The sequence below is a fragment of the Sorangium sp. So ce367 genome (assembly GCF_051520455.1).
Classification (GTDB): domain Bacteria; phylum Myxococcota_A; class Polyangia; order Polyangiales; family Polyangiaceae; genus Sorangium; species Sorangium cellulosum_B.
This window is the reverse complement of the sequence record NZ_CP150334.1, coordinates 7913041-7929033: the sequence shown is the minus strand read 5'-3', so window position 1 is coordinate 7929033 and position 15993 is coordinate 7913041. Positions and strand designations below refer to the sequence as shown.

10 protein-coding genes are annotated in these 15993 nt (G+C 71.3%); 4 read left to right on the top strand and 6 right to left on the bottom strand.

From position 1 onward, the window contains the following. Positions 1–7: 7 nt before the first annotated feature. From WME97_RS29840 to WME97_RS29820, 5 genes are all read right to left on the bottom strand, one after another. Complete coding sequence (locus WME97_RS29840) at positions 8–916, bottom strand: helix-turn-helix domain-containing protein (RefSeq protein ID WP_437542373.1); 909 nt, start codon at positions 914–916, stop codon at positions 8–10. Between the two features lie 102 nt (positions 917–1018). After that, the gene (locus WME97_RS29835) at positions 1019–2977 is read right to left on the bottom strand and encodes a sugar-binding protein (RefSeq protein ID WP_437542372.1); all 1959 of its coding nucleotides are present in this window, start codon (positions 2975–2977) and stop codon (positions 1019–1021) included. A 168-nt stretch (positions 2978–3145) separates the two neighbouring features. Further along, positions 3146–5968, bottom strand: coding sequence for a cation-translocating P-type ATPase (locus tag WME97_RS29830; RefSeq protein ID WP_437542371.1), 2823 nt, complete (start codon positions 5966–5968; stop codon positions 3146–3148). A gap of 13 nt (positions 5969–5981) precedes the next feature. Further along, positions 5982–6818, bottom strand: coding sequence for a PspA/IM30 family protein (locus WME97_RS29825; RefSeq protein ID WP_437542370.1), 837 nt, complete (start codon positions 6816–6818; stop codon positions 5982–5984). Between the two features lie 53 nt (positions 6819–6871). Next, positions 6872–7261 (bottom strand): hypothetical protein, encoded by a 390-nt coding sequence (locus WME97_RS29820; RefSeq protein ID WP_437542369.1) that lies wholly within the window; start codon positions 7259–7261, stop codon positions 6872–6874. A 423-nt stretch (positions 7262–7684) separates the two neighbouring features. Here WME97_RS29820 and WME97_RS29815 point away from each other — a divergent pair, with 423 nt between their 5' ends. Beyond that, positions 7685–9241 carry a serine/threonine-protein kinase gene (locus tag WME97_RS29815; RefSeq protein ID WP_437542368.1) on the top strand — a complete coding sequence of 519 codons (1557 nt, stop codon included), beginning with the start codon at positions 7685–7687 and terminating at the stop codon, positions 9239–9241. A gap of 1 nt (position 9242) precedes the next feature. After that, positions 9243–10634 carry a sigma 54-interacting transcriptional regulator gene (locus WME97_RS29810; protein ID WP_437542367.1) on the top strand — a complete coding sequence of 464 codons (1392 nt, stop codon included), beginning with the start codon at positions 9243–9245 and terminating at the stop codon, positions 10632–10634. A gap of 38 nt (positions 10635–10672) precedes the next feature. Here WME97_RS29810 and WME97_RS29805 read toward each other — a convergent pair whose 3' ends face one another. Beyond that, entirely contained in the window at positions 10673–12475 is a 1803-nt protein-coding gene (locus WME97_RS29805) for a monovalent cation:proton antiporter-2 (CPA2) family protein (RefSeq protein ID WP_437542366.1), read from the bottom strand. Between the two features lie 44 nt (positions 12476–12519). Here WME97_RS29805 and WME97_RS29800 point away from each other — a divergent pair, with 44 nt between their 5' ends. Both WME97_RS29800 and WME97_RS29795 read left to right on the top strand, forming a co-directional pair. Continuing rightward, positions 12520–13929: a B12-binding domain-containing radical SAM protein gene (locus WME97_RS29800; protein ID WP_437542365.1), complete on the top strand. Its 1410-nt coding sequence runs from the start codon at positions 12520–12522 to the stop codon at positions 13927–13929. Positions 13930–14355: 426 nt separating this feature from the next. Next, the gene (locus WME97_RS29795) at positions 14356–15861 is read left to right on the top strand and encodes a hypothetical protein (protein WP_437542364.1); all 1506 of its coding nucleotides are present in this window, start codon (positions 14356–14358) and stop codon (positions 15859–15861) included. Positions 15862–15993 lie beyond the last annotated feature (132 nt).

Below are 15993 nucleotides of genomic sequence, written 5' to 3'. Positions count from 1 at the left end.
TTCGCCTCTACCGCGTTCGGGGCGCGGAGGACGCGTTCGTGACGCCGCGCGCGTCGGCGCCGGTGCCGGTGCCAGTCGACGCGCGCCGGTAGGCCCCCGGGGTCATCCCGGTCGCCTTCCGGAAGAACGCCGCGAAGTGGCTCGCGTTGGCGAAGCCGACCTCCATCGCGACGTCGACGATCCGGCGGTCGGGGTCGGCGAGCAGCGCCTTCGCGCGATCGACCCGGATCTGGCCGAGGTAGCGGTGCGGCGAGAGGCCGGTCGAGCGCTTGAACATCCGCGAGAAGTGGTGGACGTTCATGCCCGCCGCGTCGGCGAGCTCGACCACGCCGACGTTGCGCTCCATGCCCTCGTGGAGCTGCTCCTTCGCGCGGCGGAGCACCGCGAGCGGCAGCCCCGAGCGCGGGGGCGGGCGCAGCGAGAGGCCCGAGGCCCGGAGCATGCGCGCCGCGAGCACCACGGCCGACGCCTCGACATACCCGGCCGCGGCGTCGCCCCCCGTCTCGGCCTCATGGAGCATCGACAGGGCGAGCTCGCGGCCGACGGGGTCGTCGAAGCGGAACAGGCACGCGACCTCCCGGCCGCCGGGCGGCGCGATGCCCTCGGCCACCCGCGCGACCAGCGCGTCCGGCACGTGCACGTGGAGGAAGCCGGACCGATCCCGCGTCCAGCACGTGCTCTGCCACCGGGCAGGGATCACCGTGAGATCCCCGCGCCCGAACACGCCCTCGTGGACGTGACCCTCCCGGCGCTGGCGCACGCGCGCGGGCGCCCCGAGGTGCACGCCGAGCACGTGGGCGTCGAAGGCGCCGCTCACGCCGTCGCACGGCGGCTGGTCGCGGCGCGCCACGAGCGCGATGGTGGCCCCCGGCTCTCCGGAGGGCCCAGACGAGGTCGTGAAGCGAAAATCCGCCACCTGCACCCCTCGGCCCCGCGACAACCCTCGTCTCACCGCGCGCCGCTCGCGGTGAGACGCCAGCGTCTCCTGACGTCGCGCGTCGCGGCGACCTTTTCCCGCCTACTTGGCGAAGATCGACCCGTTCCAGACGTACCGCGCCGGCTGCGCGCCCCCCCACGGCAGAAGCAGCGGCTCGAAGCCGCCGACGGGCGCCTTGTCCTGGTTGAAGGGGTACGTCTGCTCCGTCCACTCGACGGCCTTCCCCGGGGCGAGCTCGATCCCCATCTTGTCGCCCACGCGCACGAACTTGAGCTCGCCGGCGATCTTCTTGTCGCCGATGCTGCGCGCGACCTCGGCCGCGAAGATCCGCTGGATGCTCTCGCCCTCGACCCGGAAGATCTGCACGACGTCGCGGTCCACGGTCCCGCCGCCCGCCTCCTTGGGCGCGGCCGCGCGGACGGTGCCGTGGACGATGATCTCCGCCTTGCCGTCGCCGGTGAGATCGAGCGCGCGCACCGAGCGGATGTCGGCCGGGGACGCGAACTGCGCGAGCGTCATGAACGCGTAGCCCGCGCCGCCCCGGAACCCCTTGCCGAACACGACGATGTCGCGGTCGTGCAGGAGCACCCGCTCGGGCTCCTTGCCGCCGGCCACGTCGGCGCCGAGATCGAACCGCGGCTTGCTCGACGAGGCGCTCCGGTCGCGCCGGTAGAGGGCGTACACCTTGTCGAGCATCTCGGCCGGCGAGAGGCCGGCCGGCTTCGGCGCGACCCGCGCCTCCTCGGCCTTGGCCGGCGCCGGGCGCGGCCCCGCGGCGCCCGCCTGTCGCTGCTCGCTCGCCTTGGTGAACACGCCGCCGTTCAGCTTGTAGAGCTGCGACTTGATCGACCCCCACGGCAAGAGCAGCGGGTCGTACGTCGTCTCGACCCCCTCCGCGTAGTTGCTCGCGTCGTACTTGGTCGCCTTGCCCGGCTCCACGCGGATCGCCACCTTGTCGCCGTCCGCCACGAAGTCGACGTCGTTGACGACCGAGCCCTTGTCCGTCGCGATCGCGATCTCGTGCTGGAAGATCGGCTTTGGCGTGTCGCCGGCGCCGAACTGGAGCACGTGGATCACCTCGCGGTACTTCGTGCTGCTGCCGGAGCGCTTCCGCAGGATGAGCTCGGCCTGGCCGTCGCCCGTCAGGTCGCGCGCCGTGAGCGACGGCACCATCCCGTCCTTGGCGTCGACCCCGAGGTCCTCGAAGTAGTACTGCGCGCCCTTCCGGAACCCGGGGCCGAGGACGACAAGGAACCGCTCGTGGACGAGCACCCGCTCCCGCATCGCGTCGCCGGCCACGTCGGCGACGAGGTCGTAGCTCGCGCGGCCCTGGATGCCCTTGCTCCGGAGGAGGCCGTCGGTGAGCGCGAGCTCCGGCTCGGTCGCGAGCGGCGACAGCGACCCGTACGCCTCCGAGGCGGCGCTGCCGACGACGGCGTCGACCCCTCCGCCGTCGTCGTCGTGGACGAAGAGCCCCGCCCGCAGCCCGACCCGCGTCGTCGCCGCCTCGGGGAACGCCTTCCAGGGGACGCTCGCCTCCAGGGTGTACCCGCCGCTCCGGGGGGCCTCGATGACCCTCGCCCCGGCCACCGCCTTGCCGCCCGGGACCTTGACGCTGCCCGCGGTCTTGCCCGGCTGTCCCGGGTAGAGCGCGACCTCCTGGACCTTTCCGCCCGGGAACCCGATCACGACCTTCACGTGATCGGCGCCGCCTCGCAGCGTGTCGTCGGTCACGTCGGCCGCCACGTAGATCTGCGCGTCGTCGTAGGCGATGGCCACCTGCGCGGCCAGATCGGGCTTGCTGGGCTTGCCCTTGACCTTGAGGCCGAGGGAGGTGAACGCCACCGGCCACTCCTTCGGGATCCCGTCGAGCTTGAGCCATTTCGACTCGACGAGCGGCACCGCGATCGGCGCGCCGGCGGCGAGGGCAGGGGACGGGGCGGCGGTCAGCGCCGCCAGCGCGACCGGCGCGAGCGCGGCGAGGCGGGAGCCGGAGGCATGAGCCCCCGGCGCACGGAGGTGGTGTGATTTACGTCTCATAAGCTCGGGTTTGGACGCCTCTCCGCGCCCGCTTGTTCTTACCACGAGCACTTTCTTTCCGGATCGGTCCGCGTCGCCCACCCGAGGCGGCATCGTGGACGCCGCGAGGCGGCCGTCTCGACGTGGCAGGCGAGGGGGCCCGGCAGCGCCGAGGCCCTCACCCGGCGGTCATCCGTGGGGCTTGGAGTCGGCCGTGAGGCGGGCGGGGCCGACGCCTTCGGGGCGGATCCGGCGGTACACGAGCTTTGCGATCTCGACGGCCGGGACGATGAGCGCCGAGAGGACGAGCAGGAGCATCCACTCGTCCGACGACATCGCGTACGTGCGGAAGACCGGGCGCAGCGCGGGCACGAGCAGCGCGATCAGGTGGATCGCCGCGCTCGCCGCGACCGCCAGGAGGAGCGGGAGGCTGACGAGCGGCTTCGACGCGAAGAGCGAGATGACCGGGCTACGGCAGCTCCACGCGTGGAAGAGCGGCGACAGCGCCAGCAGCGAGAAGGCGACGGCGCGCGTGCGCAGCAGCGCGTCCTCGGTCTGGTCCGACGTCGCGTAGAGCGCGACGGCGGCGAGCCCCATGAACGCGCCGACGTACAGGATCCCGAGGTAGTCGCGCTTGATGAGCAGGCCCTCGTCGCGCGGCCGCGGCGCCTCCGACATGAGCTGCGGATCCGGCGGATCGATGCCGAGCGCGAGCGCGGGCAGGCCGTTCGTGACGAGGTTGATCCAGAGGATCATGAGCGGCGTCAGCGGCGGCCACTTGCCGAAGAACGAGACGACGAACACGGCCACGAGGAGGCCCATGTTCGACGAGAGGAGGAAGAAGATGAACTTCTGGATGTTGCGGTAGATGGCGCGCCCCTCGCGCACCGCCTCGACGATGGTCGCGAAGTTGTCGTCCGCCAGCACGAGGTCCGCCGCCTGCCGCGCCACGTCGGTGCCCCCGCGCCCCATCGCCACGCCGATGTGCGCCTCCCGGAGCGCGGGCGCGTCGTTCACGCCGTCGCCCGTCATCGCCACGATGTGGCCGTGCGCCTTGAACGCCCGCACGAGCCGGAGCTTCTGCTCCGCCGTCGTCCGGGCGAAGACGCGCAGGTGCATGATCCGCCGCGCCAGCTCCTCGTCGCTCATCACCGCGAGCTCCGCGCCGCTGAGCGCCTCGTCGCCCTCGTCCCAGAGCCCGATCTCCTTGGCGATCGCCGTCGCGGTGAGCCGGTGGTCGCCGGTGATCATGACGGCGCGGATGCCGGCGCGGCGGCACTCGGCCACCGCCTCCTTCACCCCCTGCCGCGGCGGGTCCATCATCCCGACCAGGCCGAGGAACGTGAGCTCGCGCTCGACGTCGTCCTCGTCGCGGCTGACCCGCACCCGGCGGCAGATCGCGAGCACGCGCAGCGCGGCCGCGCTCATCCGATCGGCCTCGGCGACGATCGCGACGCGGTCGTCCTCGGACAGCGCCCGCACGCCCTTGTCGTCGGCGAACTTCACGCAGAGCGGCAGGAGCACGTCGACGCTCCCCTTCACGTGCGCGATCTCGCGGCCGCGCTCGTCCCGCGTGATCACCGTCATCCGCTTGCGGTCGCTGTCGAACGGCAGCTCGTGCACGAACGCGTGCGACGGCGCCACCGACTCGCGCGAGTAGCTGCCCTTCGCGGCCAGCGTCAGCAGCGCCCCCTCGGTCGGATCGCCGACGATGTTCCAGCGGCCCGTCGCGCGGTCCTCGTCGAGCGACGCGTTGTTGCAGAGCGCGACCGTCGCGAACAGGTACGTGAGGGGCGCCGAGTGCTCCACGACCTCCGCGCCGCCCTCGTCCCGCAGCGCGCCCGCCGGGTTGTACCCCTCGCCCGTCACCGTGTAGCGGCGGCCGCCCGCGTACACGTTGCGCACGGTCATCTCGTTCTGGGTGAGCGTGCCCGTCTTGTCCGACGCGATGATCGTCGCGGCGCCGAGCGTCTCGACCGCGGGCAGCTTGCGCACGATCGCCCCGCGCCGCGCCATGCGCTGCATCCCCAGCGCGAGCGTGATCGTCGTGATCGCGGGCAGCCCCTCGGGGATGGCGGCCACGGCGAGGCTCACGCCCTCGAGCAGGAGCTCGTGCCAGGGCCGTCCGCCCCGGATGAACCCCCAGCCGAGCAGCACCGCGGAGAGCGCCAGGCACACCCGCAGGATCACCGAGCCGAAGCGATCGAGCCGCTCCTCGAGGGGCGTCTTCTGCTCGCCGACGGAGCGGATCATCTCGCCGATCCGGCCGAGCTCGGTGCTCACGCCGGTCGCGGTCACCACCGCGCGCCCCTTGCCGCGCACGACGCTCGTGCCCGTGAAGACCATCGTGACCCGGTCGCCGAGCGGCGCGTCGCGCGCGACCGGGGCGAGCGCGTCCTTGACCGCGGCCGCGCTCTCGCCCGTCAGCGCCGCCTCCTCGGTCGCGAAGCTGATCGTCTGCACGAGCCGCGCGTCGGCCGGGATCGAGTCGCCCGCCTCGAGCTCGAGGATGTCGCCGGGCGCGACGTCCTCGGCCGCGATGATCACGGTCTTGCCGCCGCGGCGCACGCGCGCGTTCGGCGCGCTGAGCTTCTGGAGGGCCTCCAGGGCCGCCTCCGCGCGCCGCTCCTGGTAGTAACCGAGGAAGGCGTTCAGGATCACGATGAGCAGGATCGCGATCGCGTCGCCGAACCGGTGGAGGAAGCTCTCGTGCTGGTCGGCCGTGAAGCCGACGACCACGGCGATGGTCGCCGCGGCGAGGAGCGTGAGCACGAGCGGGTTCGCGAACTGCTCGAGGATGCGAACGAGCGCGCTCTTCTTCTTCGTCTCGGGCAGGCGGTTCTTGCCGTGCTCCGCGAGGCGCTGCTGCGCCTCGGCGTCGGAGAGCCCGCCGGACGAGCTGACCCCGACGCGATCGAGGAAGGCGCCGACCTCTTCGGCGTGGACAGGGATGGGAGCGGCGGGAGTGGCGTTCGGTCCGGCCGTGCGGAGCGCCGTGGCGGCTTGGCTCATGGGCAGGCGTGCTCTAGCGCTTCATCCTGGCTTGTTCACGTTGTTCTTCGGCCTCGAGCTCCGCGATCGCAGCCGCGAGCTCGTCCTGCTCGGCCTGGGGCGCGGCGGCCGGCGCGCCGCCCGCGCCGGCCACGCGCACCTGCGGCGGCGGCGCCGCGGCGGGCGGCGGCTCGGGCGGGAGCACGCCCATCTTCCGCTTGAGCGCGAGCAGCTCGTCGTCCGCGCCCGCCGTCGCCTCGAGCTGCCCGAACTTGTGCGCCAGCGTGTCGCCCGTGTACTGCTCGGCGATCTCCCCGGCGGCCTCGGCCTCGGCCTCGATCTGATCGATCTTGTTCGACATCCGGTCGAACGTCTCGAAGGCGGAGGCGTTGTTCAGGCCGCTCATCGTCTCCTGGATGGCCTTCTGCGCCTCGGCCCGCTTCTTCCGGGCGATGAGCACGTTCTTCTTGCGCTTCGCCTCCTCGATCTTGTTGTTCAGGAGGCGCAGCGCCGTCTTCAGCTGGTCGACGGCCTGCTTCTGCTTCTGCCACTGGTCCTTGTAGGAGGTGGCGAGCTGGTCGTGCTCCTTCTTGCGGTTCAGCGCCTCCTTGGCCAGCGCGTCGTCGCCCGCCTTGATCGCGAGCATCGCCCTGCGCTCCCACTCCGCGGCGTTGGCGGCCTCCTGCTCGGCCTGCTTGGCCAGCCGCTTCTCGTCGGCGATCGAGACGGCGACCTGCTTCTTCGCCTCGATCAGCTGGTTTGCCATGTCGATGACGACCTGGTTCAGCATCTTCTCGGGGTCCTCCGAGCGGCTGATGAGGTCGTTCAGGTTCGACTTGATGAGGGTCGCAAGGCGCGCGAAAATTCCCATAGATCAGCTCCAACTCTCGGGGTGCGCAGGGTCGAAAGGCGCGGCGGGTCTGCTCAGCTGAGCGCGAGATCGTGCAGCACGGGGACGTGGCGGGCGAGCGCGAGATCGATGTCGCTCAGGATCGCCTCGAGCTCGTTCATGTCGAGGTTCTCGAGCTCCAGCGCCGCCGACAGGACGACGGTGCCCGCCTCGATCCCATACGAAGCATGCATCAGATCCGTCGCGTTGTACTCGAGCAGGCGGCGGAAGAGCCTGGTCTGGTGTGCGTCGTCCCCGGGGACGGGGCCGATCGAGACCCGCACCGCCACGATCGGCGGGTCGATGCGGATCGCGATCGGCGGCGCGTCCGGGCCCCCCGAGACGAGGTAGGTACCGGCGTCGTTCTCGAACCGGCGATCGAGCTGCAGGAGGTAGGTTTCGACATCCTCGGCTGTACGCGGCATGGCGCGGCGAGCCTACAGAATCATGTCGCCTCGGGCTAGTGCCGCGTCCCTCGGATTCTTTCCGGGATTCCGCGCGCCGCGGGCTGCGGCTTACGGCCCCCACCCTCGAGGGCGCGCGGCTCGCCGTCTTCCTCCGAGTGGTCCTCCGAGTGGTCGTCCGAGTGGTCTTCCGAGTGGTCTTCCGAGTGGTCTTCCGAGTGGTCTTCCGAACTATTGCGTCCCCTTCGTTGGGTTCGTGCTCCGATCGCACCGGCGGGCTGTCACGTCGTGAGCCCGCAACACGCGCCGCGAGCCGCAAAGCGCGCCGCGCGCTGCGCTCCGCGATCGGTTCCGCTCGCTCCCGGAATCACCGCGTTTCCCCGGACGCTCGCTTTTTTCTCACCCGTTCGAGAGTCGCGGTGGTACGGTCCCGATCCAGGTTACGTGGCGATCCACCCGGGCGACGTCGTTGCTGGCTACCGTGTCTCCCGCCTGCTCGGGCGGGGCGGCATGGGCGAAGTCTGGGCAGCAACACGGGAATCGGACAATCAGCAGGTCGCCATCAAGGTCCTGCTCGCGCGCGCCGCGATGAAGCCGGATCTCGTGCGGCGCTTCGACCGCGAGGCGAAGATCGCCTCGGCCATCCAGAGCCCGTACGTCTGCCAGCTGCTCGAGGTCGGCCAGACGGACGAGGGCGAGCACCTGCTCGTGTTCGAGCAGCTCGACGGCGAGTCGCTGGCGGATCGGCTGAAGCGCGAGCAGTACCTGCCGTTCAGCGAGGTCGGCCCGATCATCGATGACGTGCTCCAGGGGCTCGTGGCGGCGCACGCCGCGGGCGTCATCCACCGCGATCTGAAGCCGGGCAACATCTACCTCGAGCACCTCGGCCTGCCGGACCGGCGCGAGCGCGCGAAGATCCTCGATTTCGGCATCTCCAAGCTCACGCGGCGCGAGAAGGAAGAGCCGACGCTCACCGCCTTCGACGCGACGCTGGGGTCGTTCGCGTACATGGCGCCGGAGCAGGTGCGGGGCGCCGCGCGGGCCGACGAGCGGGCCGACATCTACGCGGTCGGCGCGGTGGCCTTCCGGGCCCTGTCCGGGCGGCTGCCGTTCGAGGGGGCGAACGCCGCGGTGCTCGTCGCGATGAAGCTCGACCGCCCGGCGCCGTCGCTCGCCGAGGCGACCGGCGAGAAATGGCCGGTGGGCATCGAGCGCTTCCTCGAGCGGGCGCTCGATCGCCGGCGCGAGGGGCGCTTCGGCTCCGCGGCAGATGCGCTGTCGAGCTGGCGCGCCATCCAGCCGGCGAACATCACGCGCGCGACGCGCCGCACGCAGCGGAGCAGGTATCCCTCCGAGCTGCCCGACGCGTTCCTGGAAGACAACCCCACGGTCGTCGACGGCCCCCCGACGATGACGGAGAACGGCGGCTTCAGCGACGCCGGCCACAGCTCTCCGCCCCCTGCTTCGCTCGCCCCTCCCAGGGCCAGCACGGTGCCCCCGCCGCCGCCGAGCCGGGCCGGGAGCACCGTGCCCCCGCCGCCGCCGAGCCGGGCCGCCGCGCCGCCGGCGTCGCCGAGCAGGACCGGCGTGGGCGCGCCGCCGGCGCCGCCGAGCAGGACCGGCGTGGGGGCGCCTCCAGCGTCGCCGAGCAGGACCGGCGTGGGGGCGCCGCCGCCACCGCCGAGCAGAGCGGGCGCAAACGCGCCGCCGCCACCGCCGAGCAGGGCGGGAGCAAACGCGCCGCCGCCACCGCCGAGCAGGGCGGGAGCAAACGCGCCGCCGCCACCGCCGAGCCGGGCGGGCGCGCCGCCGCCACCGCCGAGCAGGGCGGGCGCAGGCGCGCCGCCGCCACCGCCGAGCAGGGCGGGCGCAAACGCGCCGCCGCCACCGCCGAGCAGGGCGGGCGCAGGCGCGCCGCCGCCACCGCCGAGCAGGGACGGCGGCCCAGAGATTCCCCGGCCGGAGGGTCCGCCTTCGCGCCGCAAGACAGAGAGGCACTGAGTTGCTCGACGCGACGGTAGGCACGAAGAACCGGGTCGAGGTGCGCGGCGGGCGCATCCGCCTCACGAAATCGTCGGCCGCGCGCGGCGGCGGATGGATCGAGATCGGCACCGATCCCGTCATCGTGGGCCGCAACGCGGCCTGCCAGCTGGTCCTCGACGACGCCAAGGTCAGCGCGGTGCACGCCGAGTTCGTCGCCACGGAGCAGGGCGTCCGCGTGCGCGACCTCGACAGCAGGAACGGGACCTTCGTCGGCGGCGTGCGGGTCGGCGACATCTACCTGCTCACGAGCACGAAGCTGCGGCTCGGCGAGACCGAGATCCAGTTCGAGCCCCTGCGGCCCGAGCGCATCACGGTCTCGGCGATCCCGTCGTTCGGCCCGCTCGTGGCGAGCAGCCCCGGGATGCGGGCCATCTTCGAGCGCCTCTCCAAGATGGCGCCGACCGACCTCACGGTGCTCATCACGGGCGAGACCGGCACGGGCAAGGAGCTCGTCGCGCAGGCGCTGCACCTGGCGAGCGCCCGCTCGAAGAAGCCGTTCGTGGTCGTGGACTGCGGCTCGATCCCGCCGACCCTGGCCGAGGCGACCCTGTTCGGCCACGAGCGCGGCGCGTTCACGGGCGCGGTCGACAAGCGCCTCTCGCCGTTCATCGAGGCGGACGGCGGCACGATCTTCCTCGACGAGCTCGGCGAGCTGCCGCTCGAGGTGCAGCCGAAGCTCCTCCGCGCGCTCGCCGAGCGCCGCATCAAGAGCGTCGGCGGGTCGAGCTACCGCGAGGTCGACGTGCGCGTGCTCGCGGCGACGCGCCGCGACCTCGTGCGGGCCGTGAACGGCGGCAACTTCCGGAGCGACCTCTACTTCCGCGTCGCGCAGATCAAGATCGAGCTGCCGGCGCTCCGGCAGCGCGTGGAGGACATCCCCGTGCTCGTCCGCCGGATGCTGAAGGATCTCGGCGACGAGAGCGCCTACGAGCGCGTCTCGAACATGACGCTCGAGCGGCTGATGCGGCACGACTGGCCGGGCAACGTCCGCGAGCTGCGGAACGCGGTCGCCGTCGCCTTCGCGCTCGCCGCCGAGGGCGAGGAGATCGACATCGCGGCGCACCTCGGCGCCCTCACCGAGACCCCGATGCACCCGAGCTCCTCGCCGTCGATCCCCCCGGGGGCCGGCGGCGGCGCGGCCAGCAGCTCGTTCGCGTCGATGAAGGGCCGCCAGTTCCAGGAGGCGAAGCGCGACGTCCTGGCGCGGTTCGAGCGCGACTACTTCGCCGCCCTGTCCGAGGACGCGAAGGGCAACGTGAGCGAGATGGCGCGGCGCGCGGGCATGGAGCGGGCGCACGTGCGGGCTTACCTCCGCCGCCACGGCATCGGCGCGAAGCAGGAACAGGAGTGAAGGCGTGAGCGGGCCGGCGGCGGCCCGCTCGCTCCGCGTCACACCGCCGCGGCCTTGTCGTCCCTGCCGGACGGCGCGATCTCGTCGGACTCGAACAGGCCTTCGAGCTCCTGCGCCGCCTGCTTCGCCGCCGCGATGAGCTTGACCTCGTCGTTGTGCACCGCGTGCCCGCGGAGGAGCACCTTCTCGTCGTGGGCCCTGAACCGCTCGATGGTCGCGCGGGCGTCACGCTCCCGCATCCCGAGGCCCTCGAGCACGCGCCCCGCCACCTCGAGCGACGACAGGAACGTCTCCCGCTCCAGCACCGTCACGCCGATATCCATCAGCTGATACGCGTGCTGGCGGTTCCTGGCGCGCGCGTAGATCAGGAGGTCCGGGAAGTGCCGCTTCACCACCTCCGCCGTCTTCACCGACGACGCGACGTCGTCGATCGCCAGCACGAAGATCTTCGCCTTGTCGGCGCGCGCCGCGCGGAGCAGGTCGAGCCGGGAGGCGTCCCCGTAGTAGATCTTGTTGCCGTACTTGCGGACGAAGTCGACCTGCGTCGGGCTCGCGTCGAGCGCGGTGAAGGGGATCTTCCTCGTGCGGAGGACGCGAGAGACGATCTGGCCGAAGCGGCCGTATCCGGCGATGATGACCCTCGGGTCGTCGTCGTCGATGGCGTCGAACTCGCGCTCTGGCGCGCCCCCCTGCCATCGCTTGACGAGCGCGTCGCCGAGCGCGATGACGAGCGGCGTGACCGCCATGGACAGGGTGACCACGACGACGAGGAGGTCGGCGAGGAGCCTGTCCATGAGGCCCTGTCCCGCGGCCATCCCGAAGAGGACGAAGGCGAACTCGCCCCCCTGCGGGAGCGCGAGCGCGAGGTCGCGCGCGGAGCCCTTCGCGTGCCCGGCCGCCCTGCCCAGGACGAAGAGGACGGCGGCCTTGAGCGCCATCACGCCAAGGACGAGCCCGAGGACGAGCAGCGGCCGCTCGATGACGAGGCCGATGTTCGCCGACATCCCGACGGCGATGAAGAAGAGCCCCATGAGCAGGCCCTTGAAGGGCTCGATGTCGGCCTCGAGCTCGTGGCGGTACTCCGAGTCGGCGAGCAGCACGCCCGCCATGAAGGCGCCGAGCGACATGGAGAGGCCCACCTGCACCATGAGGAGCGCCGTGCCGAGCACGACGAGCAGGGCCGCCGCGGTGAAGATCTCGTGGGCGTGGGTGGCGGCGATGGCCCGGAAGACGGGGCGCACGAGGTAGCGGCCGCCGGCGACGACCGCGAGCAGCACGGCCACGGCCTTGAGCGACGAGGCGACGGCGCTCCCCTCGGCGGGGGCCGCGCCCGCGGCGCCGAGCAGGGGGAGCACCGCGATCAGCGGGATCACGGCGAGGTCCTGGAAGAGCAGGATGGCGAACGCGGAGCGGCCGTGCTGCGACTGCATCTGGCCCTTCTCGGCCAGGATCTGCAGGACGAACGCCGTCGACGAGAGCGAGAGCCCGACGCCCGCGATGGCCGCCGTGTCGGCGCGCAGGCCGAGCGCGGCGCCGATGAGCGCGATGAGCGCGCCCGTGACGGCGACCTGCGCGCCGCCGAGGCCGAACACGGCGCGGCGGAGCACCCAGAGCCGCGACGGCTGGAGCTCGAGGCCGATGAGGAAGAGGAGCAGCACAACGCCGAGCTCCGAGAAGTGGAGGGTGTCTTCGACGTTGGCGATGATCCGCAGCCCCCACGGGCCGAGCAGCGCGCCCGCGACGAGGTAGCCGAGCACCGCGCCGAGGCCGATCCGCTTGAACAGCGGCACGGCGACGACGGCGGCGCCGAGAAAGACTGCGGCGTCAGAGAGCAAGCTCATTCGTCGTGGGTCTCCTTGGGGCTCCGTGATAAGCACGATCCGCCATGCAGATCGAGCTCATCGCCACGGCAAGCGAAGATTCCGCGTACCTGCCCCGTGTGGGGCTCGGCACCCTCGCGGCGCTCACGCCCCCCGAGGATGAGATCATCTACACGGATGACGTCGTGCAGCCGTTCGATCTCGAGCGCGACGTCAAGGACGTCGACCTCGTCGGGATCAGCGTCGACAGCAAGACCGCCCGCCGCAGCTACGATATCGCCGCCGCTTACCGCAGGCGCGGCGTGAAGGTGGTGCTCGGCGGCATCCACCCGACGGCCTGCCCCGACGAGGCCCTGCAGCACGCGGACGCCGTCGTGGTCGGCGAGGCAGAGGACGCCTGGCCGGCCCTGCTCGCGGACGTGAAGCGCGGCGAGCTCAAGCCGTTCTACCGCCCGGAGCTGCCGGACCTCGCGGGCAGGCCTGCGCCGCGGCGCGACCTGTTCACCTCCAAGAAGTACATCCCGTTCCAGGTCGTGCAGACGATGCGCGGCTGCCCGTATCCGTGCGAGTTCTGCAGCGTGTCGACGGCGAACGGCACCACGATGCGGTTCCGCCCGACCGACGAGGTGCTGAGCGAGCTCCGGTCGCTCGGCAAGCTCATCATGTTCGCGGACGACAACGTGATGATCCACCGGGCTTACTCGAAAGAGCTCTTCACCCGGATGATCCCGCTGAAGAAGCACTGGATAGGCCAGTGCTCGCTCGCCGCGGTCAAGCGCCTCGAGAACGTGAAGCTCATGGCCGAGAGCGGGTGCAAGGCGCTCTTCATCGGCTTCGAGAGCATCGACGAGGAGACGGTGAAGTTCACCGGAAAGCGGCAGAACCGTCCCTCCCAGTACAAGGACACGATGGCGATGCTCCACGATCACGGCATCTCCGTCTGGGGGAGCTTCGTCTTCGGGTTCGATACGGACGATCCCGAGGTGTTCGATCGCACCGTGGAGTTCGGCATCGACATGAAGCTGACGATGGCGCTGTATGCCATCCTCACCCCGTACCCCGCGACGCAGCTGTACCGCCGCCTCAAGGCGGAGGGGCGCCTCACGGACGAGCGCTGGTGGCTGCGCCGCGACCATGACGCCGGCTCGCCCTATTTCGTCCCCAAGCAGATGTCGCGCGAGCGGCTCCGGGAGGGGTGGGTGTCCGCGTGGACGAAGTTCTACTCGCCGTCCTCGATATGGCGCAGGTTCACCCTCACACGGCAGTCGAGCTGGATCCAGCTGGCGGGCTTCTTTCCGCTGAATTTCATGCAACACACGCTGGCGCACCGCAAGATCGCGGGCGGCGAGCAGCGCTTCCGCTCCGGCGTGCACATCGAGGAGACGGCCGCTTCGTCCGTGGCGCAGCCGCAGCCGCAGCCGGAGCCGCAGCCCGCGAGGGCCAAGGGCCCTCGGCAGCTCCCGATCATCGGATAGGCGATCCTCTGGCGCCAGCTTCGCGCCCTGTGCGTGCGTGGGCGCCGTCCTGCACGCTGCGGGGCAATGGTACGCCGCGGCGCAATGGTGCCGCGCTCCGCTCGTCGGCAATGAGGCGGCGCTTGGCGCGGCGCCGTGGGGAGCGGGCGCCGCACGGCGCCGCGCCTCCCGCTCGGGCGCCCGCGGCAGGCCAGGCGCGTCGCGGCTCGCGGAGCGCCCGCGGCGCATCGGTGGATGTGGGCAATCGACCGCTCGCGGATTGACAGCAGCGCACGGTGAGCGAGCGACATTCTCCTGTTGCTCTTGCAGTGCGATTGTCGCTTGCTGATTTTGCTACACTCGCGTGAGCTCCTGGAATGCCGGGGTGTCGAGCGGGGTGTGAGCCCGCTTTGTCGCGGCATAGAGCGTCCCTCAATCGGAGGTGTCATGGGTCGACGTCGGTTCTCCTTCTCGCTCCTCATCGTGGTTGGCGCCGCCGTGTCCAGCGCTGGCTTCGCGGCCAGCTGCAGCGCGACGGGTCCGTCCAACGTGCTCGACTCGAGCGGAGGTGGCGAACCAGGCGTGGGAGCGGGCGGCACGACCGGCGGAGTCGACGGGCAGGGTGGGTTCCTCGACATCGATGGAGGGCGGGAGCCGCACAGCGATGTGACGGTGAACTCTTGTGGGAGCGCGTGCGGCGACAGGGAGCTATGTACCGGCGCGACCCTGGGCCTGGACGACGACTGCGATGGTTCGATCGACGAGACGTGCGCCTGCATCCCCGGTCAGGCGCACTCCTGCTTCCGCGGCGATCCGTCGTTCCGGAACAGCGAGGGCTGCTTTCCTGGCACCCAGCTCTGCGACGAGACCGGCACTTGGGGCCCGTGCGTCGGCGGCGTGCACGCGGACGAGAACTGCCATATGGATAGCGGCGCTCCGTGCCGCCCGATGCAGGCGTCGCCCTTCGCGAACCTCGACCTCAAGGCGGGCACTGGCGCGTTCCGCGCGGACGCGATGGCGGGATCCGAGGTGTGGACGGTGGACTGCCCCGATGGCGTCGACCCCTGCCCCGGCGTCAGCGGCACCGATCCAGCGGACGATTTCAAGCCGCTGCAGTCGGGCGAGTACACTGTCACGTACACGAAGCGCGTCGCGGGCGGCGCTACCCAGAGCTGCCAGTACCCGCTCTTCGTCAGCGCGGGCGGCCTGCGCGTCGAGCTCGAGTGGGAGCACGACGTCGGTATCGTCGATCTCGATCTGCACCTCCACAAGCCGAACGACACGCAACCCTGGAGTATGTCGGGCTCGGCGGCGGACTGCGGCTATTACAACTGCACAATCGACCACTTCTCGTCAAAATCCTCGGATATTCGCTGGTTCTTGAACAGCGCGAGGCTACCGGATCCCGTGAACTGGTATCTCGACCCGGTGCCGGGCAACAATGGCTGCTTCAACGCCCCTCGGGGCGTGGGGAAGCAATGGGAGGCCCACGGTCTTGGCTGCCACAACCCGCGGCTCGACCTTGACAACTATGAATGCGAACCCGACGTGAAGGACCCCGACCACGAAGACTTCTGCGCGCCGGAGAACATCAACCTCGACTATCCGCCGAAGCGCCAGTGGATGCGCATCGGCGTATATTACTACAATAATGACGGGGTGACCCGGGATATCCACCCCCGGATCAAGATCTTCTGCAACAGCGCCCTCGGGGCCGATCTCGGGCCCGCAGGGTTCTATAGCCCGGAGCGGCCCGTCGCGTTCGCGCCCGCGGACCGACGCAAGCGGTTCTGGCTCGTCGCCGACGTGCTCTTCCCCGAGCCGGACGAGTGCGGCCAGGCGGCCTGCATCGTGCAGCCACTCTACGAGAACGCCAGCGCGAAGACGCCGCTGCTCACCACGCGGGACGACGCCGAGGCGAGCTTCGGTCCCGCCTACCCCTCGCAGCCGTGAAGGGCGCGCGCCGCGCGCCCTGATCCGTATCCCGTCCAGCTCACCAGCCAGGCCTCGCGACGTCAGCGCGCACGAGCGCGCCGGCGCGAGCGCACGAGCTCTGCCGGCGCCACCTCGCCCTGCGCGCCGAGG